The organism is Micromonospora fulviviridis (assembly GCF_014648395.1).
Taxonomy (GTDB): Bacteria; Actinomycetota; Actinomycetes; order Mycobacteriales; family Micromonosporaceae; genus Micromonospora; species Micromonospora fulviviridis.
In genome coordinates this window covers 288,458-309,297 of sequence record NZ_BMRA01000002.1, presented here as the reverse complement: position 1 = coordinate 309,297, position 20,840 = coordinate 288,458, and the positions used below count along the sequence as shown (strand labels likewise).

The 20,840-nt window shown below is 73.6% G+C and carries 16 protein-coding genes and 1 pseudogene; 13 read left to right on the top strand and 4 right to left on the bottom strand.

Going from position 1 to position 20,840, the window contains the following annotated elements:
• Nucleotides 1-32 precede the first annotated feature (32 nt).
• Nucleotides 33-3,527 (top strand): ABC transporter ATP-binding protein, encoded by a 3,495-nt coding sequence (locus tag IEY96_RS06375; protein WP_189193861.1) that lies wholly within the window; start codon nt 33-35, stop codon nt 3,525-3,527.
• Between the two features lie 124 nt (nt 3,528-3,651).
• Here IEY96_RS06375 and IEY96_RS06370 read toward each other — a convergent pair whose 3' ends face one another.
• The 4 genes from IEY96_RS06370 to IEY96_RS06355 all read right to left on the bottom strand — a co-directional run bounded on the left by IEY96_RS06370 (nt 3,652) and on the right by IEY96_RS06355 (nt 7,881).
• Entirely contained in the window at nt 3,652-4,719 is a 1,068-nt protein-coding gene (locus tag IEY96_RS06370; protein ID WP_189193860.1) for an NADH:flavin oxidoreductase/NADH oxidase, read from the bottom strand.
• 62 nt (nt 4,720-4,781) lie between these two features.
• Nucleotides 4,782-6,071: a dicarboxylate/amino acid:cation symporter gene (locus IEY96_RS06365; RefSeq protein WP_189194257.1), complete on the bottom strand. Its 1,290-nt coding sequence runs from the start codon at nt 6,069-6,071 to the stop codon at nt 4,782-4,784.
• 228 nt (nt 6,072-6,299) lie between these two features.
• Nucleotides 6,300-6,923 (bottom strand): DUF998 domain-containing protein, encoded by a 624-nt coding sequence (locus IEY96_RS06360; RefSeq protein WP_189193859.1) that lies wholly within the window; start codon nt 6,921-6,923, stop codon nt 6,300-6,302.
• Nucleotides 6,916-7,881 (bottom strand): glutathione S-transferase family protein, encoded by a 966-nt coding sequence (locus IEY96_RS06355; protein ID WP_189193858.1) that lies wholly within the window; start codon nt 7,879-7,881, stop codon nt 6,916-6,918. The genes IEY96_RS06360 and IEY96_RS06355 overlap by 8 nt, the downstream gene beginning before the upstream one ends.
• A gap of 109 nt (nt 7,882-7,990) precedes the next feature.
• Here IEY96_RS06355 and pcaF point away from each other — a divergent pair, with 109 nt between their 5' ends.
• The 12 genes and pseudogenes from pcaF (at nt 7,991) to IEY96_RS06300 (ending at nt 20,840) form a co-directional block, all read left to right on the top strand.
• Nucleotides 7,991-9,196, top strand: coding sequence for a 3-oxoadipyl-CoA thiolase (gene pcaF / locus IEY96_RS06350; protein ID WP_189193857.1), 1,206 nt, complete (start codon nt 7,991-7,993; stop codon nt 9,194-9,196).
• A 137-nt stretch (nt 9,197-9,333) separates the two neighbouring features.
• Complete coding sequence (locus IEY96_RS06345) at nt 9,334-10,152, top strand: SAM-dependent methyltransferase (protein WP_189193856.1); 819 nt, start codon at nt 9,334-9,336, stop codon at nt 10,150-10,152.
• Nucleotides 10,153-10,158: 6 nt separating this feature from the next.
• Nucleotides 10,159-12,300, top strand: a pseudogene (locus IEY96_RS06340) (putative bifunctional diguanylate cyclase/phosphodiesterase); the annotation flags it as partial.
• A 113-nt stretch (nt 12,301-12,413) separates the two neighbouring features.
• Nucleotides 12,414-12,914 carry a DUF456 domain-containing protein gene (locus tag IEY96_RS06335; RefSeq protein ID WP_189193855.1) on the top strand — a complete coding sequence of 167 codons (501 nt, stop codon included), beginning with the start codon at nt 12,414-12,416 and terminating at the stop codon, nt 12,912-12,914.
• A 47-nt stretch (nt 12,915-12,961) separates the two neighbouring features.
• The gene (locus IEY96_RS06330; RefSeq protein ID WP_189193854.1) at nt 12,962-13,708 is read left to right on the top strand and encodes an MBL fold metallo-hydrolase; all 747 of its coding nucleotides are present in this window, start codon (nt 12,962-12,964) and stop codon (nt 13,706-13,708) included.
• A gap of 286 nt (nt 13,709-13,994) precedes the next feature.
• Nucleotides 13,995-15,584 (top strand): amino acid permease, encoded by a 1,590-nt coding sequence (locus IEY96_RS06325; RefSeq protein WP_189193853.1) that lies wholly within the window; start codon nt 13,995-13,997, stop codon nt 15,582-15,584.
• Between the two features lie 261 nt (nt 15,585-15,845).
• On the top strand, nt 15,846-16,295 hold the full coding sequence (locus IEY96_RS06320) for an iron chaperone (RefSeq protein WP_189193852.1): 450 nt from the start codon (nt 15,846-15,848) through the stop codon (nt 16,293-16,295).
• 46 nt (nt 16,296-16,341) lie between these two features.
• Nucleotides 16,342-17,145: an inositol monophosphatase family protein gene (locus IEY96_RS06315; RefSeq protein WP_189193851.1), complete on the top strand. Its 804-nt coding sequence runs from the start codon at nt 16,342-16,344 to the stop codon at nt 17,143-17,145.
• Nucleotides 17,129-17,653, top strand: a complete 525-nt coding sequence (locus tag IEY96_RS32515) for a phosphotransferase (protein ID WP_229791420.1) — start codon at nt 17,129-17,131, stop codon at nt 17,651-17,653. The genes IEY96_RS06315 and IEY96_RS32515 overlap by 17 nt, the downstream gene beginning before the upstream one ends.
• Nucleotides 17,650-17,916, top strand: coding sequence for a hypothetical protein (locus IEY96_RS32510; protein ID WP_229791419.1), 267 nt, complete (start codon nt 17,650-17,652; stop codon nt 17,914-17,916). Before IEY96_RS32515 ends, IEY96_RS32510 begins: the two co-directional genes overlap by 4 nt.
• A gap of 165 nt (nt 17,917-18,081) precedes the next feature.
• Nucleotides 18,082-19,446, top strand: coding sequence for a glutamine synthetase family protein (locus IEY96_RS06305; RefSeq protein ID WP_189193850.1), 1,365 nt, complete (start codon nt 18,082-18,084; stop codon nt 19,444-19,446).
• A gap of 38 nt (nt 19,447-19,484) precedes the next feature.
• Nucleotides 19,485-20,840: an aldehyde dehydrogenase family protein gene (locus IEY96_RS06300; RefSeq protein WP_189193849.1), complete on the top strand. Its 1,356-nt coding sequence runs from the start codon at nt 19,485-19,487 to the stop codon at nt 20,838-20,840.

The window sequence follows — 20,840 nt, the reverse complement described above, 5'->3', positions numbered from 1 at the left end:
GCCCCCACCGACCCGAGTCCGGAGGACTGTCCATGCGCCTGCTCCGCGACCTCTGGGCCACCGCACCACGCCGGATGGCGGTCGTCCTGCTGCTCATCGTGCTCGGCGCCGGCGGTCAGGCCGCCGCCTCGGCGCTGGCCGGGCCGGTGCTGGTGCACCGGTCGCTCGGCTGGTTCACGGCGCTGGCCGTGGCGCTGGTCGCCGCCGTGGTCACCGACCTGCTCATCGGCCTGCTGATGGCCGGCCTCACCGCCGACTGGTCCGCCGACGTCCGCCGCCGGCTCTGCCGGGTCGCGCTCGGGCAGGACCTGCCCACCCTGGAGACCACCCCGGTCGGCGAGCTGCTCGACCGGATCGACAACGACGTCTACCAGGTAGCCGCCGAGATGCGGAACACCGGCGTACGGCTCGTCCAGGGCGTCGCCGTCTGCCTGCTCGCCACCGTCAGCGCGCTGGTCGTCTGGTGGCCGGCCGGCGTCGGGATGATCCTGCTCACCGCGCTGCTCGGCGTGGCCCTTCGCCGTCCCACCGCCCGGATCGCCCCGGCCCGGATGGTCGAGGAGGAGGCCTGGTCCGACCTGGCCGCCGTGATGGAGGAGGCGGTGCACGGCCAGGACGACGTGCGCACCAGCCTGGCCCGGCCGTACGTGCTGCGCCTCTACGCCCGGCGGGCGGCCGAGGTGATCGCCCGGGGCGGCCGGGTCTTCCGGCTGTCCGCCCGGGTCACCGCGCTGGCCGCCGGCGGCGTCCGGGTCGGCATCGCCGCCGTGGTCCTGGCGGGCGCCTGGGCGCTCGCCACCGGGCGGGTGGACGCCGCCCGGCTCACCGCGATCTGGCTGCTCGCCCTCGCCTTCGGCGCGACCGTCGAGCACATCGCCCGCTGGGTGCCGCACCTGCAACAGGCGCTCGGCGCGTGGGCGCGGGTGCAGTTGCTCGCCGACTCCCGGCAGGAGCCGACCGGCGGCGCCGCCCCGGTGGACGGGGACCTGACCGTCCGCGGGCTCACCTTCCGCTACCCGGCCACCGGCGACGAGCGCGGGCCAGCGCTGCGCGACGTCACCCTCACCTTCGCCCGCGGCCGGTCCTACGCCCTGGTCGGCCGGACGGGCTCCGGCAAGTCGACGCTGGCCAAGGTGCTCACCCGGGCCGTGGACGTGCCGTCCCGCACCGTCTTCCTGGGCGACACCGACCTGGTCGACCTCGACGTCGAGGCGCTGCGCCGGTGGATCGCCGTGGTGCCCCAGCGCACCGAGATCCTGGCCGGCACGCTCGCCGAGAACGTCGCGCTCTTCGACCCCGACCTGCTCGACGACGCCACCCGGGCGCTGGAGGAGCTGGGGCTGGCCGGCTGGATCGCCGAACTCCCCGACGGCGTGCACACCCGGCTCGGCGAGGGCGGGCACGTGCTCTCCGCCGGGCAGGAGCAGCTCGTCGCGTTCGCCCGGATCCTGGTCCGCGACCCGCACGTGGTGATCCTTGACGAGGCCACCGCCCGGCTCGACCCGGTCACCGAGGACCGCGTACGCCAGGCCACCGAACGGCTGCTCACCGACCGGATCGGCATCGTCATCGCGCACCGGCTCTCCTCGGTGCGCCGCTGCGACGAGGTCGTCATGATGGCCGACGGCGCGGTGCTGGAGGCCGGCCCGCTGCGCGAGTCGGCCCGCTTCGCCGAGCTGCTCGCCACCAGCCACGCCAGCGCCTACGCGGGCGCCGGCGCGCGCCGCGGTGGGGTGGAACTCCTGGACGGCCCCGACGAATGGCCCGACGAGCCGGCCGGGCCGGCCGCCCCGGCCACCCTGCCGCGCCAGGTCGCGGTGCCGCGTACCGACCCGCCGCCGCTGCCCGACCCACCGCCCGCGCGGACCCTGCGGGAGATCCTCCGGCTGGGCACCAACGACCCGCGGTACGGGCTGGTCTCCGTCTGCCTGTTCATCATCATGACCCTGCTCGGGCTGGACGGCTCGGTGCTGCCCTGGCTCTGGGCCGAGGTGGTCGGCGGGGGAGACCCGTGGCTGCCGGCGCTGGGCATCGTCGCCGCGCTGCTGGTGGTGCTGCCGCTGCCGTACCTGACGAACCTGTGGTTCCCGCAGTGGTGGATCCGTCAGATGCTGCGGATCAGCGCGCGGCTGGTGCACGGGCAGACCGGGGCGCGCCGGGTGAGCGGGCACACCCCGGCCGAGGTGGTGGCGCAGGGCGGTGACACCGACCGGGTGGTGCAGCTCGCCGACAACCTGATGGACCAGTTCATCTCGCTGGCCATCGTGATCACCATGACCCTGGTGACCGGCAGCTTCGTACCCGCGTTGTTCTTCGTCGGGACCATGGTGGTCTCCGGGCTGGCGGCGACCCTGTTCGGGCCCCGGCTGGAGCGCACGGCCGCCGGCACCGTCAAGGCGCGCGCCGCCTTCGCCACGGCCCTGGTCTCCTCGCTCTCCGCCGCCCGCACGGTGAAGCTCGCCGGCGCCACCCGCCCGGTGCTGCACCACCTCGCGAAGCTGGACACCGTGCGCAGCGACCGGCAGCGCCGGGAGATCGCCATGCAGGTGTGGGCCCGATCGACCCCGTCGATCGCCAGCGGCCTGCTGCCGATCGGGGCCTGGGCGCTCTACCTGGCCGGCGGGCTCTCCGCCGGTGCCACCCTGGTCGCGGTCTCCACGCTCGGCGCGGCCCGCTGGTTCGCCTGGACCACCGCCTCGCTGGTCTCGCACTACCCGTCGGCCCGCGTGTGGACCCGGCGGACCGTCGCGATGAGCGGAGTGGCCACGTACTCGGCGACGGTGCCCGGGCTGGACCTGGCCGCCGGCACCGCCCCCGCTCCCGAACCGCCGCCCCGGCACCCGCTGCGCCGGCTGGAGCTGACCGGCTTCGGCGCGCTGCACTCCGACGGCACCCTGGCCGTCCGGGACGTCGACCTGACGGTCGAACGCGGGCAGTTGGTGCTGGTGGTCGGGCCGGTCGGCGCGGGGAAGTCGTCGCTGCTGCGGGCGCTCGCAGGGATCGTGCACCACATCGGCACGCTGCGCTGGAACGGCGAGCCGGTCACCGAGCCGGAGCTGTTCCTCCGCCCCAACCAGGTCGGCTACGTGGGGCAGCTGCCCCGGGTGCTCTCCGGCACGGTGGCCGACAACATCGCGCTCGGGCACCAGGTGGACGCGGCCGGCGCGGTGTCGACCGCCCAGCTCGACCACGACCTGGCGGCCGCCGGGGGCGGGCTCGGGCTGCTCATCGGGCACAAGGGCACCCGGCTGTCCGGCGGGCAGCTCCAGCGGCTGGCGCTGGCCCGGGCGCTCGCGCCGCGTACCGAGCTGCTGGTCGCCGACGACGTCTCGTCCGCGCTGGACGTGACGACGGAGCTGGCGCTCTGGGCCGCGCTGCGCGAGCACGGGGTGACCGTGGTCGGCTCGACCGCGAAGCGGGCCGCGCTGGTCCGCGCGGACCACGTGGTGGTGCTGGTCGACGGCACGGTGGCCGCCCAGGGCCCGTGGCACGACCTGGAGTCCCGCTGGGGCCACCTGGCCGGCTGACGGTCCTCCCACCCGGGCGGGGCCCCACCCCGGCGATCATGAAGTTGGCGGCGACAGACCGGGCGGACGGCACCGCCAACTTCATGATCGACGCGGAGGCCCCGGCGGGCGTCCGGCGGGAGCGTCAGAAGGCGCGGGTGTACTGGTCGGGCCAGGTGGGGGTGGGGGTCAGTTTGGCGGCGGCGCGGTGGGGCCAGTAGGGGTCGCGGAGGAGTTCGCGGCCCAGGAGGACCAGGTCGGCCTCGCCGTCGGCGACGATCTGCTCGGCCTGCTCGGGTTCGACGATCAGGCCGACGGCGCCGGTCAGCACGCCCGCGTCGCGGCGGATCCGGGCGGCCAGGGGCACCTGGTAGCCGGGGCCGACCGGGATGCTCGCCGCGGCGGAGGCGCCGCCGGAGGAGGTGTCCACGAGATCCACGCCGGCGGCGGCCAGCTCGCCGGCGAGCACGACGCTGTCCTCGACGGTCCAGCCGCCGGCCACCCAGTCGGTGGCGGAGATCCGGGTGAGCACCGGCACGGTCTCGCCGACCGCGGCGCGGACCGCGCGGGCCACCTCCAGGGTCAGCCGCATCCGGCCGGCGCGGTCGCCGCCGTAGCCGTCGGTCCGGTGGTTGGTGAGCGGCGAGAGGAACTCGTGCAGCAGGTAGCCGTGCGCGGCGTGGATCTCCACGGCGGCGAAGCCGGCGTCGAGGGCCCGGCGGGCGGCGGCGGCGAACGCCTCGACCACCCCGGCGATGCCGGCCTCGTCCAGCGCGGCCGGCGTGCGGTAGTCCGGCAGGAACGGCTCGGCGCCGGGGCCGACCGGGGTCCAGCCGCCGTCGGCGTCCGGCACGCCGCCGCGGTGCCCGGCCCACGGCCGGTACGTCGACGCCTTGAACCCGGCGTGCGCGAGCTGCACGGCCGGAACCGAACCCTGGGCGGCGATGAACGCGGTGATCGGTCGCCACGCCTCGACGTGCGCGTCGGACCAGAGCCCGGTGTCCTGCGGGCTGATCCGGCCCTCGGGCACCACGGCGGTCGCCTCGGTGATGATCAGCCCGGCGCCGCCGACCGCGCGGGAGCCGAGGTGGACGCGGTGCCAGTCGGTGGGCAGGCCGTCGGGGCCGGCGCTGTACTGGCACATGGGGGCGAGCGCCACCCGGTTGGGCAGGGTGACGCCGCGCAGGGTCAGCGGGGTGAACAGGGCACTCATGTGGTCATCCTTCAACGCGGCGGGGGGAGGGCCGAAGCCCTCCCCCCAGGGAAACGATGTGCTCAGGCGGCCACCGGGGTGAGCCGCTCGCTCTCCGGAGCGTCGACAGCGTCGATCAGGTCGCGCTTGCCGGCCGAGTCGTACGCGGTGCGGTCGAGGGTGCCCTCGCGGGCGGCCACGACGGTCGGCACCAGGGCCTGGCCGGCCACGTTCGTGGCGGTCCGGATCATGTCCAGGATCGGGTCGATGGCCAGCAGCAGGCCGGCGCCGGCCAGCGGCAGGCCCAGCGTGCTGAGGGTCAGGGTGAGCATGACGATGGCGCCGGTCAGGCCCGCCGTGGCGGCCGAGCCGACCACCGAGACGAAGGCGATCAGCAGGTAGTCGGTGACGCCCAGGTCCACCCCGAAGACCTGCGCCACGAAGATCGCGGCGAGGGCCGGGTAGATGGCGGCGCAGCCGTCCATCTTCGTGGTGGCGCCGAACGGCACGGCGAAGGAGGCGTACTCGCGGGGGACGCCGAGGCGCTCGACCGAGCGCTGGGTCACCGGCATGGTGCCCACCGAGGAGCGGGACACGAAGGCCAGCTCGATGGCGGGCCAGGCGCCGGCGAAGAAGCGCAGCGGGTTGAGCCGGCCGGCGGCGATGAGCACCACCGGGTAGACCACGAAGAGCACGATGGCGCAGCCGACGTAGACGGCGGTGGTGAACTTCGCGAGCGGGGCCAGCAGGTCCCAGCCGTACGAGGCGACGGCGTTGCCGATCAGGCCGAGGGTGCCGATGGGGGCGAGCCGGATGACCCACCAGAGCGCCTTCTGCACGATGGCCAGCACCGAGCGGTTGAGGGTCACGAACGGCTCGGCGGCCTCGCCGATGAGCAGCGCGGCGGCGCCGACCACGAGGGCGAGGAACACGATCTGGAGGACGTTGCCCTCGACGAACGCGCCGACCGGGTTGGTCGGCACGATGCCGGTGAGGAAGTCGGTCCAGGAGCCGGTCTTCTTCGGCGCGGTGGCGCCGGCCACGTCGAGGGTGACGCCCTTGCCGGGGTTGGTGAGCAGGCCGAGGCCGATGCCGATGCTCACCGCGACCAGCGCGGTGAGGCCGAACCAGAGCAGCGTCTTGAGCGCCAGCCGGGCGGCGTTGGCCACGCCGCGCAGGCTGACCACGCTGACCACGATGGCGGTGAAGACCAGCGGCGGCACGGCCAGCTTGAGCAGCTGGACGAAGAGGCCGCCGACGGTGTCGAGGGTGCTGGTCAGCCAGGCGAGGTCGTTGGCGCGGGCGAGGAAGCCGAGCGCCACGCCGAGGACGAGGCCGAGCAGGATCTGCACGGAGAAGGGGAACTTGCGCAGGGCGGAAGCCATGGGGATCTGTCCAAGGTCTGGTGGGGTGAACGGGGCAGCGTCAGGAGAGCGGCTGCGCCGGACAGATGCCGCTGGCCTGCCGTCGGAGGTCGACGTACAGGCGCACGGTGAGGTGCCAGACGTTGGTCATCGCCTACCGACGCTACTCCCGGCCGGCTCCCCGGTGGAAGGAGCGATAGGCGTGACGCTCCTTACAGGGGTGATCCGCGCCGTTCGTCACGATCGGCGGTGCGCCAGGCCCAGCACGGCGGCGGTGGCCAGCCCCCACCCGGCGGCCACCGCGAGCAGCAGCCGCTCCAGGATCCCGACCAGGCCGCCGCGCCCGACCAGCAGCATGGCCAGCCCGACCGCCCCGGACAGCGGCAGCGCCAGGGCCGCGGCCACCCCGGCGACCCGGCGCAGCGCCCGGCCCGCCGCCGGGTGCACGAACAGCGCCAGCATGGCGAAGACCACGGCGGCCGTTGCCGCGATGCTCGCGCCGCCGTGCACCAGGTCGGCCACCGTGGCGGCCTCGAACGGCGGCAGTGGGCAGCCGGTGGAGCAGGTCACCGCCCCGGAGAGCGCCGTGCCGGCGGCGCCGGCCACCAGCAGCGCGGCCGCGGCCCGCAGCGCCGGGGGCAGCGCCGCGGCGAGCAGCAGCAGCGCCGCAGCCAGGGCGAACACCCCGATCCGGTACGCCCCGGCGTAGCCGCTGTCGGTGACGCCGGCCTCGCTGACGTACCCGGTCAGGCCCGGACCGGGACCGGCGGCCACGGCGACCGTCACGGCGACCGCCCCGGCCAGGGCGCAGCCGGCGGCGCCGGACGCGGCGGCGGCCCGGAGGACGTCCGGGTCAGCCACGTCCGTGCGGCGTGGTCCAGCCGGACAGGTCGGGACCGAGCGGCACGATCCGGGTCGGGTTGATCATCTCGTGGGTGGCGTAGTAGTGCCGCTTGATGTGGTCGAAGTCCACCGTCTCGCCGAAGCCCGGGGTCTGGAACAGGTCCCGGGCGTACGCCCAGAGCACCGGCATCTCGGTCAGCTTCTGCCGGTTGCACTTGAAGTGCCCGTGGTAGGCCACGTCGAAGCGGACCAGCGTGGTGAAGAGCCGCACGTCGGCCTCGGTGATCTGCTCGCCCATGAGGTAGCGCCGCCCGGACAGCCGCTCCGACAGCGCGTCCAGCCGGGCGAACAGCGCCGTGTACGCCTCGTCGTACGCCTCCTGGGAGGTCGCGAAGCCGCACCGGTAGACGCCGTTGTTGACGTCGCGGTGGATCTCCGCCATCAGCGCGTCCATCTCCGGCCGCAGCTCGACCGGGTAGAGGTCCGGAGCCCCCGGCTTGTGGAACCGCCGCCACTCGGTGGAGAAGTCGAGGGTGAGCTGCGGATAGTCGTTGGTGACCACCCGGCCGGTCAGCGTGTCCACCAGCGCCGGCACGGTGACCCGGCCGGTGTAGTCGGGGTCCGTGGACAGGTACGCGTCGCTGAGGAACCCGATGCCCAGCACCGGGTCGAAGCCGTCCTGGTCGAGGCTGAACCGCCAGCCCCGCTCGTCGCGGATCGGGTCGACCGTGCCCAGGGAGATGACCTCGTCCAGGCCGAGCAGGCCGCGCACGATCCGGGCCCGGTGCGCCCACGGGCACGCCCGGCACCAGATCAGCCGGTAGCGGCCCGCCTCCAGCGGCCAGCGGCCCTGGTCGTCGGGGCCGCCGCCCTCGGGCGAGGTGGAGTGCGGGGTGACCCGACCGGTGAACCGGTTGGGCTGGCGGACGAACGCGCCGCCGCCGGCGTTCTCTGCGCTGAACTGGGCCCGGGCCATGCGGCCAACCTATCCGTTCCGGGCGCGGATATCCTGGCGCCGGGCGTCCCCGTGACCCGGCGGGCGACCCGCCGCCACCCCCGCCCACCCCCCGAAGGACTGAGCGCCGATGACCGTCGCATACCTCGTGGCCGGTGTCCGCACCCCGATCGGCCGGTACGCCGGCGCCCTCGCCGGGGTCCGCCCCGACGACCTGGCCGCGCACGTGATCCGGGAGCTGGTCGCCCGCCACCCCTCGGTGGACTGGGCCCGCACCGACGACGTGATCCTGGGTTGCGCCAACCAGGCCGGCGAGGACAACCGCAACGTGGCCCGGATGGCCGCGCTGCTCGGCGGGCTGCCCGAGGAGGTGCCCGGCAGCACGGTCAACCGGCTCTGCGGCTCCGGCCTGGACGCCGTCGCCACGGCCGCCCGCGCGATCGTGGCCGGTGAGGCCGACCTGCTGGTGGCCGGCGGGGTGGAGAGCATGAGCCGGGCGCCCTTCGTGATGCCGAAGGCCACGGCCGCGTTCGCCCGCGCCGCCGAGGTGTACGACACCACCATCGGCTGGCGGCTCGTGAACCCGCTCATGAAGAAGGGGTGGGGCATCGACTCGATGCCGGAGACGGCGGAGAACGTCGCCGCGGACTTCGGCGTCGACCGCGCCGCGCAGGACGAGTTCGCGTACCGCTCGCAGCAGCGCGCCGCCAAGGCACAGGCCGACGGGCGGCTGGCCGAGGAGATCGTGCCGGTGACCGTGCCGGCCGGCAGGCGGGAGACGAAGCTGGTCGAGGTCGACGAGCACCCCCGGGAGACCACGCTTGCGAAGCTCGCCGCGCTGCCCACCCCGTTCCGCGAGGGCGGCACGGTGACCGCCGGCAACTCCTCCGGCGTCAACGACGGAGCGGTGGCCCTGCTGGTCGCCTCCGCGGCGGCCGTCGAGCGCTACGGCCTCACGCCGCTCGCCCGGGTGACCGGGGCGGCGGCGGCCGGCGTGCCACCGCGGATCATGGGCATCGGCCCGGTCCCGGCCACCCGCAAGCTGCTCGGCCGGCACGGCCTGGGCCTGGCCGACCTCGACGTGATCGAGCTGAACGAGGCGTTCGCCGCCCAGTCGGTGGCGGTGCTGCGCGAGCTGGGGCTGCCCGAGGACGCCGAGCACGTCAACCCGAACGGCGGGGCGATCGCGCTGGGCCACCCGCTCGGCGCCAGCGGCGCCCGGCTGGCCCTCACCGCCGCGCTGGAGCTGCGCCGGCGGGGCGGGCAGCGGGCCCTGGCGACCATGTGCATCGGCGTCGGGCAGGGCATCTCGCTGCTGCTGGAGTCGGCCGCCTGACAGCGGGCGGGCCGGCACCGTCGACAGTGGATCTCCCGTTCGTGGGTGCGCGCGCATAGAGTGGTGTGGACCACACCATGCCGCGGGGCCGGCCCGGTTGCCGGGCCACCCGCGGCGACGACCTGGGGGACCGAGCGATGCAGACGTCGGACGGACTGCCCGCCGAGATCGACCTGAGCCGGCCGAGCGCGGCACGGGTCTACGACTACTTCCTCGGCGGCGCGCACAACTTCGAGATCGACCGGCAGCTCGCCGAGCAGATCGCCGCCATGACGCCGAACCTGGCGGCCACCATGCGCTCCGGCCGGGAGTTCCTGCGCCGGGCCGTACGGGTGCTGCTCGACGCCGGCATCGACCAGTTCCTCGACATCGGCTCCGGGATTCCCACGGTCGGCAACGTGCACGAGGTCGCCCAGGCGGCCAACCCGGAGGCCCGGATCGTGTACGTCGACATCGACCCGGTCGCCGTGGCGCACAGCCGGGAACTGCTCGCCGGCAACGACCGGGCCACCGCGATCCTGGCCGACCTGCGGGAACCGAAACTGATCCTGGACCAGGCCCGGGCCAGCGGCCTGATCGACTTCGATCGCCCGGTCGGCATCCTGCTCGCCGGGGTGGTGCACTTCATCCCCGACGAGGACCGGCCGGGCGACATCCTGGCCACCCTGCGGGCCGCCGCGGCGCCCGGCAGCTTCCTGGTCATCTCGCACTCGACCTTCGAGGACCAGCCGCAGGAGATGCTCGACGCGCAGCGGCTGTCGGCGCGTACCGCCACCGAGATCACGCTGCGCTCGCGGGCCGAGATCACCGGCTACTTCGGCGACTGGACGCTGCTCGAACCGGGGGTCGTGCACATGCCGCTGTGGCGGCCCGACTCCCCGTCCGACGTGGACGAGCACCCCGAGCGGTTCGGGGCGTTCGGCGGCGTCGCCCGGTACGACCGCACCGCCGGCTGACCCGACATGCGCGCCCCGGACCCCGACGGGGGCGACGTCAGCCGGCCGGGCGCCGCGGCGTACGCCGCCGAATGGGCCCGGGCGGTGCGGCGCATCGGGTTCGTGCCGCTGAGCGCGGCCGAGACCGAGCGGCTGCTGCTGGCGCACACCGTCCGCCTCGGCCGGGCCCTGCTCGCCCCGGCGTTCTCCGCCCAGCCGGCGGAGGACGTCGGGCGGGCCCTGGTCGAGGCGCACCTCACCGAGCCCGGGGTGCTCGACTGGTCGGTGCAGGCGCTCGGTGACCGCTTCCTGCCCTGGGTGCTGCCCACCCGGGTGGAGGTGCCCGAGGTGCGGGAGCGGATCGCCGCCATGCAGGGTGCGTTCGCCGCCGGCTTCGGCCGGGCGCTGCGCGACCGGGTGTTCAGCCAGCAGGAGCGGATCGCCCGCTCGGCCTGGCAGGCCCGGGACGCGGTGGAGCAGGCGCTGCGGGACAGCGAGGCCCGGTTCCGCGCGGTGTTCACCGGGGCGGCCATCGGCATCGGCATCGCCGGGGTGGACGGGCGGATCATCGAGGTCAACCAGTCGTTCGCGGACATGCTCGGCTACACGGTGGCCGAGCTGCGCGAACTCACCGTGGACGGGCTGTTCCACCCCGACGACGCCGCCGGCATGTGGGAGCTGTACCAGGAGCTGATCGAGGGCAAGCGGGACAGCGCCCGGGTGGAGAAGCGCTACTACCGCAAGGACAGCACCGTGGTCTGGACCGACCTCGCCGTCTCGCTGATCCGCCACGACGACGGCCGCCCCCGGTTCACCGTGGCGATGATCGAGGACATCACCGAGCGGTACCAGCTCCAGCAGCGGCTGCGCTTCCAGGCGCTGCACGACCCGCTCACCGGCCTGCCCAACCGGACGCTCTTCTTCGAGACGCTCGGCCAGGTCTTCGACACCGCCGGGCCGGAGCAGCGGGTCGGGCTCTGCTTCATCGACCTGGACGGCTTCAAGGCGATCAACGACAGTCTCGGCCACGACCTCGGCGACCGGCTGCTCAAGGTGATCGCCCGGCGGCTGGCCGACTGCGTGTCCGGCCGCGGCCACCTGGTGGCCCGGATGGGCGGCGACGAGTTCGTCATCCTGGTCGACTCCGACGGCGGCCTCGACGACGCGGTGGAGGTGGCCGAGCTGGCCCTGGCCGCGGTCTCCGCCCCGGTCCACGTCGGCGACCAGCAGCTCGCCGTCTCGGCGAGCATCGGCATCGTGGAGTGCCCGGCCGCCGAGACCAGCGTCTCCGACCTCATGAAGGCCGCCGACACCACGCTCTACTGGGCCAAGGCCGAGGGGCGGGGCCGCTGGGCGGTCTACGACCCGGAGCGCAGCGCCGCCGACATCGCCCGCTCCGCGCTGGCCGCCAACCTGCCCGCCGCGCTGGACCGGGGCGAGTTCGTGCTGCACTACCAGCCGATCGTCTCGCTGCTCGACGGCTCGATGGTGGCCGTGGAGGCGCTGGTCCGCTGGCAGCACCCGGAGCTGGGGCTGATCGGCCCGGACCGGTTCATCGGGCTGGCCGAGGAGACCGGCCTGATCGTCCGGCTCGGCGCCTGGGTGCTGCGGCAGGCGTGCCGGGACGCGGAGGGCTGGCGGCGGGCGTACCCGGACGCGCGGCTGGTGGTGAGCGTGAACCTGGCCGCCCGGCAGGCCGACGACCCGGCCATCGTGGAGACCGTCGCCGAGGCGTTGCAGCGCACCGGGCTCCCCGCCGAGCTGCTGCAACTGGAGCTGACCGAGAGCGCCGTGATGGGCACCGCGGGCGAGCCGCTGCGCGCCCTGCACCAGCTCGCCGACCTCGGGATCCGGCTGGCCATCGACGACTTCGGCACCGGCTACTCGAACCTGGCGTACCTGCGGCGGCTGCCGATCCAGTGCCTGAAGCTGGCCGGCCCGTTCGTCGAGGGGATCCGGGCCGACGGGGCGGACGTGGCCGCCGACCACCGCGACGAGCGGATCGTGGACGCGCTGGTCCGGCTGGCCCACGCGTTGGAGCTGTGGGTGACCGCCGAGGCGGTGGAGACCGAGGTGCAGGCGGAGCGGCTGCGGTCGCTGCGCTGCGACACCGGGCAGGGCCGCTGGTTCGGCGCCCCGATGCCGGCCGCCGACATCCGTACCCGGCTGGCCGCCGCGGCGGGGCCCCTCCGTGACGCCTCGGATGGCGACGGGTTCCCTGCCCACCTGCCGGAACAGCGAGCCGGGCGGGCGCAGGCCCGCGCCGCCGGGGAGGAGACGCGGTGAGCCTGAGCGACTCGCAGGCGGTGGTGTCGGTGGTGGCCGCGCTGGCCATCGTGGCCGGGCTGGCCGGGGTGCTGGTGCCCGGGCTGCCCGCGCTGCCGCTCTGCTGGGGTGGCGTGCTGGTGTGGGCGATCTTCGGCGACGCCGGGCCGGGCCGCTGGGCGGTGCTGGCCGCCGCCACCGTGGTCGCCGTCGGCGGCGGCGTGGTCAAGTACCTCTGGCCGGGGCGGAACCTGAAGCGGACCGGCGTGCCCACCTCGTCGCTGCTGGCCGGCGGGCTGCTCGGCCTGGTCGGCTTCTTCGTCATCCCGGTGGTCGGCCTGCCGATCGGTTTCATGGGCGGGATCTGGGGCGCCGAACGGCTGCGGCTGGGCAGCAACCAGCTCGCCTGGCCGGCCACCGTGCAGGCGCTCAAGGCGGCCGGGCTGTCCATGCTGGTCGAGTTCCTGGCCGGCCTGGTCATCGCCGTGCTCTGGGTGGCCGGGCTGCTGTTCGCCTGACCGGCTCGGGGCAGCGTTCCGCCGCTTCCGCCGGTTATGGTCGCCCCGTGCGGATCACCGTCCTCGGCGGGCTCGGCGCCTGGCCCACCGCCGAGCAGCCGTGCTCCGGCTTCCTGGTCGAGCACGCGGGCTTCCGGCTGCTGGTCGACCCCGGGTACGCGACCCTGCAACCGCTGCTGGCGCGCGTCCCCGCGGCACAGGTCGACGCGGTGTACGTGAGCCACGGCCACCCGGACCACTGCGCCGACCTGCAACCGCTGCTGCGGGCCCGGGTGCTGGCCGACCGGTCCGGCCCGCCGCTGCCCGTGTACGCGCCCGCCGGAGCCCTGGATCGCCTGCTCGCCATCGACGAGCCCGGTCTGGTCGACGAGGTGTACCGGTTGGCCGCCCTCGCGCCGGGAGTGGCGTTCGATCTCGGGCCGTTCCGGGTGGACACCTGGTCGCTGCCGCACTGGGTGCCCAACGTCGGCGCCCGGTTCACCGGCCGGGACGCGGTGCTGGCCTACACCGGGGACACCGGAAGCAGCCCGGACCTCGTCGAGCTGGCCCGGGACGTCGACCTGTTGATCGCCGAGGCCACGTATCCGGTGGAGATCCCGGACCGGCACGCCGGCAACCTGTCCAGCGCCGCCGAGGTGGGCCGGTACGCGGCCGCGGCCGGGGCCCGCCGGGTGCTGCTCACCCACCTGTGGCCCGGGACCGATCCGGCGGAGGCGGTGGCGGCGGCGCGGCGCGGGTACGCCGGGCCGGTGGAGGTCGCCGTGCCGGGCCTGGTGCGCTCGGTCGGGAGGTAGGGAGCGGCGGCGCGGGCGTCCGGGGGTACGGCGAACCGCCGTACTTCAGTGAGAGAGAGGTGGACGCCGCGCGCCGCCGCGCACCGGGCGTTGCCGAGCGCCCGGCGGTGGCCCGTCGCGATCGGGCCTGGTCACGGGCTCAAGGATGCCCCGGAACGGTCTCGCCCGGCAACGCAATTAGCCGTGCCGGCCGTGAGATTCCCACGGCTGCCGTATTGACCGCCTTGATCGGCGGGATCACACTTTGCCCACTCGCACCGGGGAATCCACCTCGAGGAGGTGTGCAGTGGCCACGACGCCCGCGCCGACCGCTGAACAACCGATGGACGACGACGCCCGACGGCTCGCCGAACTCGGCTACAAGCAGGAACTCCACCGCAAGTGGAGCGGCTTCTCCAACTTCGCCATCTCGTTCTCGATCATCTCGATCCTGGCCGGCTGCTTCACCACCTTCGGCCAGGCGTGGAACAACGGCGGGCCGGTCGCCATCTCCTGGGGCTGGCCGCTGATCTCGCTGTTCATCCTGATCATCGGCTTCTGCATGGCCGAGCTGGTCTCGGCCTACCCGACCGCCGGCGGGATCTACTGGTGGGCAGCGACCATGGGACGGCCGGTGCACGGCTGGTTCACCGGCTGGCTCAACCTGATCGGCCTGGTGGCGGTGACCGCCTCGGTCGACTACGGCTGCGCCACCTTCCTCAACCTCACCCTCTCCGCGCTCTTCGACGGCTGGGCCGGCACCCCGCACCAGACCTTCGGGCTGTTCGTGGTGATCCTCGCCCTGCACGGGCTGATCAACATCTACGGGCACCACGTCATCGACGTACTCCAGAACGTCTCGGTCTGGTGGCACGTGGCCGGCGCGGCCGCGGTGGTGCTCATCCTGGTCCTGGTCCCCGACGACCACCAGAGCTTCAAGTTCGTCTTCACCGAGCGGTTCAACAACTCCGGCTTCGGCGACGGTGACACCGGCGGGCTCACGTTCTGGTTCTACGTGCTGCCGCTGGGCTTCCTGCTCACCCAGTACACGATCACCGGCTTCGACGCCTGCGCCCACGTCTCCGAGGAGACCCGGGGCGCCTCGAAGGCCGCCGCCCAGGGCCTCTGGCGGTCGATCTTCTATTCGGCGGTGGGCGGCTGGATCCTGCTGCTCGCGTTCCTCTTCGCGGCCACCGACGTGGACGCGATCAACTCCGCGGGCGGCTTCTCCGGGGCGATCTTCGAGTCCGCGCTGACCCCGTTCTTCTTCAAGGCCGTCATCATCATCTCCACCATCGGCCAGTTCTTCTGCGGGATGAGCTGCGTGACCTCGATGTCCCGGATGGCGTACGCGTTCAGCCGGGACCGCGCGGTCCCGGGCTGGCGGCTCTGGTCGCGGGTGGACCGCAACGGCACCCCGGTCAACGCGATCATCGCGGCCACCCTGGCCGGGCTGGTGCTCACCCTGCCCGCGCTCTACCAGAAGGCCGGCGTGCCGATCGCCTTCTACGCGGTGGTCTCGGTCGCGGTGATCGGGCTGTACCTGTCCTTCCTCATCCCGATCTTCCTGCGGCTGCGGATGGGGGACCGGTTCGTCCCGGGCCCGTGGACGCTGGGCCGGAGGTACAAGCTGCTCGGCTGGATCGCGGTGATCGAGATCGCGATCATCTCCGTCTACTTCGTGCTCCCGATCGTGCCGGCCGGCGTGCCGGGCAACGCGGAGTTCAGTTGGACGGCGGTGAACTACGCGCCGCTCGCCATCGGCGGGGTGCTGCTCGGCGTGGCCGTCTGGTGGTACGCCTCGGCCCGGAAGTGGTTCACCGGCCCCCGCCGTACCGTCGACGTTCCGGCGCAGCGCCCCGCCGCGGACGCCGCACCGGCCGACGACCCGGCCTGACCCACTCTCCTCGCCGGCGCCGGCTCACCCGGCGCCGGCGAGGAGCGCTGGGTCCAACGAACGACGCGATCTCGTCGTCTACGGCCTCCTGGCACGCGAGTGGCGGCGGGCGGTCCCGCGCTGAACAGCGGGCCACCCAGAAGCCTCGTCGGGGCCGGCGAACCGATCAGGAATCAAGAAGCGACCAGGATGCCGTCGGGCCTAGCCTTTTCCCAGGCAGCCGGCAGGACGCCGAGCCTGACAGCGAGAGGGAGCCCGAGAATGTCCGCGAAGAACGCCACGACCGTGACCGATGGTTTCAGCGCCGAGGAGCGCGCCGCGATGAAGGAGCGCGCCGCCGAGCTGCGCGCCGAGGGCAAGAAGGGCGCCAAGAAGGCCGACGACCTCCAGGCGGTCCTTGACCGGATCGCGCAGATGGCGCCGGACGACCGCGCGCTCGCCGAGCGCGTGCACGCGGCGGTGACCGCAGCGGCCCCGCAGCTGTCGCCGAAGACCTGGTACGGGATGCCCGCCTACGCGAACGCCGACGGCAAGATCGTCGTCTTCTTCCAGGACTCGGGCAAGTTCAACTACCGGTACTCGACCCTGGGCTTCCAGGACACGGCCAACCTCGACGACGGCGACCTGTGGCCGGTGTCGTACGCGCTCCAGAAGTGGAGCCCCGCGGTGGAGAAGAAGGTCGTCGCGCTCGTGAAGGCCGCGGTCTCCTGACCGTCGCGGGCAACCGCGAGCCCCGCCCGGCATCTATTGTGCGTGCATGTCGATCAAGGACCGGGATCTGGTAATCGAAGCGGCGGCAGCCGGGGCCGCGGTCGTGCGGTCCCGGTACGGGGCAGCGCTGACACGCTTCGAGAAGTCCGCGGGAGACTTCGCCACCACGGCCGACATCGAAGCGGAGAAGGCCATCCTCGACGTCCTGCGGGCTGCCCGGCCGGACGACCTCGTGGTGGCGGAGGAGAGCGGGCGCACGGGAACCGGCGGGAACGGGCGCACGTGGCTGGTCGATCCGCTGTGCGGGACGCTGAACTACGCCGTACGCAACATGCTGGTCTCGGTCAACGTCGCCCTGCGAGCCGGAACGCAGGTCGTCGTGGCGGCCTCGGCGGACCCGTTCACCGAAGAGGTGTTCTGGACCGACGGGGGTGGTGCCCACGTGCGCCGCGGCGGCGTGGACGAGCAACTCGCTCCGTCGGCCGAGTCGAGGCTGGTGGACGTCAATCTCGATCCACCGTTCCCCAATGAGCGCGTCTTCCGGGCCGCCCGGTTACTTGCCGACCAACGGTTCATCGAGCAGTTCCGCCCCCGTGTCGTCTCCACCACCCTGGCGGTGGCCTGGGTCGCCGCCGGCCGGCGCGCCGCCTACGTGACCGACGGCCACCTGAGCGGCAGCGTTCACTTCGCGGCCGGCATCGCACTCTGTCAGGCCGCTGGCTGTGTGGTGACCGGGATCGACGGCCAGCCGCTGCACGCGGGGGCGGGCGGTCTCATCGCGGCCGCCGACGAGCAGACCCACGCCGCCCTGCTGGCCCTTGTCGAGAACCAGCGTGCAGGAAAGGATTGATCCTTGCCCGCAGATCCCCGGCGGCGACCTGGAGTTGCCCTTGGCTGGCGGGCGTCTGACGGCTGGCGTGGTGCGGGTCGGAGACACGGTGCGTCGCCCGGCCTCACCCGCGTCGTGTTTCGTGGCGCGGCTGCTGGCCCATCTCGCCAGGCAGGGCTTCGACGGCTGCCCTCGGCATCTGGGGCAGGACCAGCACGGTCGCGACGTGTTGTCGTTCGTGCCGGGCCACGTTCCGCCACGATGGCAGCGCTTCACCGACGATCAGGTCGGCCAAGCGGCGAGGCTGCTACGACGACTGCACGACGCCACGCGGGACCTCGCGCCGACACTCGGTGGCGAGGTGATCTGTCATCATGATCCCGGCCCGAACAACACGGTCTTCCGTGACGGACAGCCGATCGCGTTCATCGACTTCGACTTCGCGGCACCCGGCGACCCGTTGGAGAGGACGTCGGCTACCTGGCGTGGGCCTGGTGCGTCTCGTCCCGGCCGGACCGGGGACCGGTGACGGAACAGGCCCGCCAGGTGCGGACCCTGGCCGACGCGTACGGCCTGGGTCCGACCGACCGCGACCGCCTACCGGGCGCGATCCGCGAGCGCCTACGCCGCAACGAGACGTTCTGGCGGGAGACGTCGGCCGACGAAGCCGCACCGGTCCCGCGCGCACGCTCGGCCGAACTGGTCGCGTGGACCCGACGCGAAGTCGCCTACGTCGAGACCAATCAGGAGGTCTTCATCGCCGCACTCGCCGCACCAGGACCGGCTTCCTAGTCCCTTCGGCTCGGCAGGCCCGACCCGGACCACGTCCCGGACCTGCCCACGGCATCCTCGCCCGGGCGCGGGCCGTGACTGACCGTTGCGTTTGCCATGGTGTCCGGAACGGGCATTGACGGTGATCCGGTTCTGCCAGTAGACCTTGGTGATGGAGGCGCGCCGATGAGGAAAGCTCCGCTCACGCTGGAACAGTTGCGCGTCGCGGTCGCCGAGGGCGAGATCGACACGGTGGTGCTCGCCCTGACCGACATGCAGGGCCGCCTCCAGGGCAAGCGGTTCCACGCCCCCTACTTCCTGGACCAGGTGGTCGCGCACGGCAGCGAGGGCTGCAACTACCTGCTGGCCGTGGACGTCGACATGAACACCGTCGACGGGTACGCCATGTCGAGCTGGGAACGCGGCTACGGCGACTTCGCCATGCGGCCCGACCTGGACACCCTGCGCCGGGTGCCCTGGCAGCCCGGCACCGTGATGCTCCTGGCCGACCTGGAGTGGCTGGACGGCTCCGGCCCGGTGGTCGCCTCGCCCCGGCAGATCCTGCGCCGCCAGCTCGACCGGCTGGCCGCCCACGGGCTGACCGCGTACGCCGGCACCGAGCTGGAGTTCGTGCTGTTCCGCGACTCGTACGAGGAGGCGTGGCGGCGTGGTTACCGCGACCTGACCCCGGCCAACCAGTACAACGTGGACTACTCGCTGCTCGGGACGGCACGGGTCGAGCCGCTGCTGCGCCGGATCCGCAACCAGATGGCCGGCGCGGGGCTGGTCCCGGAGAGCGCCAAGGGCGAGTGCAACCTCGGCCAGCACGAGATCGCCTTCCGCTACGACGAGGCGGTGGCCTGCGCCGACCACCACGTCATCTACAAGAACGGGGCGAAGGAGATCGCCGCCCAGGAGGGCATGTCGATCACCTTCATGGCCAAGCCGAACGCGCGTGAGGGCAACTCCTGCCACATCCACTTCTCGCTGCGCGACGCCGACGGCCGCTCGGCCATGCTCGGCGACGGGCCGGCGCACCTGTCCACCACCGGGCAGCGGGTGCTGGCCGGGCTGCTCGCCACCATGCGCGAGTTCAGCCTCCTCTTCGCGCCCAACGTCAACTCCTACAAGCGCTACCAGCCCGGCTCGTTCGCCCCGACCGCGCTGCGCTGGGGCACCGACAACCGCACCTGCGCGCTGCGGCTGGTCGGGCACGGCCAGGGGATGCGGGTGGAGAACCGGGTGCCGGGCGCCGACGTCAACCCGTACCTGGCGATCGCCGCGCTGGTGGCCGGCGCGGTGCACGGTATCGAGCGCGAGCTGGAGCTGGGCGAGGAGTGCGCCGGCAACGCGTACGACGACGGGGACGCCGAGCGGGTGCCCGGCACGCTCCGGGACGCCCTCACGCTCTGGGAGTCCTCGGAGACGGCGAAGGACGCCTTCGGGGACGAGGTCGTCGCCCACTACGCCAACAACGCGCGGGTGGAGCTGGCCGCCTTCGACGCCGCCGTCACCGACTGGGAGCTGGTCCGTGGCTTCGAGCGCCTCTGACCTTGCGCTCCCCGTCAGCCAGGAGAAGGGTGGGGCGCGTGACCCAGGTGATCAACCCGGCGACCGGTGAGCCGCTGCGCGAGGTGCCGGCCACCTCGCTCGCCGAGACGGACGCGGCCATCGAGCGGGCGGCGGCTGCCTTTGAGACGTGGCGTGCCGTGGGGCCGGGGGATCGGGCGCGGTTGTTGCGGCGGTTCGCCGCCGTGGTCGACGCGCACCGGGAGGAGTTGGCGCTGCTGGAGGTGCGCAACGCCGGCCACACCATCGGCAACGCGCGCTGGGAGGCCGGCAACGTCCGGGACGTGCTCGACTACTACGCGGGGGCGCCGGAGCGGCTGACCGGGCACCAGATCCCGGTGCCCGGCGGGCTCGACGTCACCTTCCACGAACCGCTCGGCGTGGTCGGGGTGATCGTGCCGTGGAACTTCCCCATGCCCATCGCCGGCTGGGGCTTCGCCCCGGCGCTCGCCGCCGGCAACACGGTGGTGCTCAAGCCGGCCGAGCTGACCCCGCTGACCGCGCTGCGCCTGGCCGAGCTGGCGCTCGACGCCGGCCTGCCGGAGGGCGTCTTCACCGTGCTGCCCGGGAAGGGCAGCGTGGTGGGCGAGCGGTTCGTCACCCACCCGGCGGTACGCAAGGTCTGCTTCACCGGCTCCACCGAGGTCGGCACCCGGATCATGGCCGGCTGCGCCGCCCAGGTGAAGCGGGTGACGCTGGAGCTGGGCGGCAAGTCCGCCAACCTGGTCTTCGCCGACGCCGACCTGGCGAAGGCGGCGGCCAGCGCGCCGGCCGCGGTCTTCGACAACGCCGGCCAGGACTGCTGCGCCCGCTCCCGGATCCTGGTCCAGCGATCGGTGTACGACCGCTTCCTGGAACTGCTCGAACCGGCCGTCCGGGCGTTCCGGGTCGAGGACCCGGCCGCCGAGAGCGCCGAGATGGGCCCGCTGATCTCCGCCGGACACCGGGACCGGGTCGCCGGGTACGTCGACGGGGCGAAGGTGGCCTTCACGGGCACCCGCCCCGACGGCGCCGGTTTCTGGCACGCCCCGACCGTGCTGCTCGCCGACTCCCCGGCGGACCGGCACTGGCGGGAGGAGATCTTCGGCCCGGTGGTCTCGGTGCTCCCGTTCGACGACGAGGCGGACGCGATCCGCCTGGCCAACGACACGGAATACGGCCTCTCCGGCTCGATCTGGACCCGGGACGTGGGCCGCGCGGTCCGGGTGGCCCGGGCGGTCGAGTCCGGCAACCTCAGCGTCAACTCGCACTCCTCGGTGCGCTACTGGACCCCGTTCGGCGGGATGAAGCGCTCCGGCCTCGGCCGGGAGCTGGGCCCGGACGCGCTGTACGCCTTCACCGACGTCAAGAACGTGTTCATCAGCACGGAGGAGTGA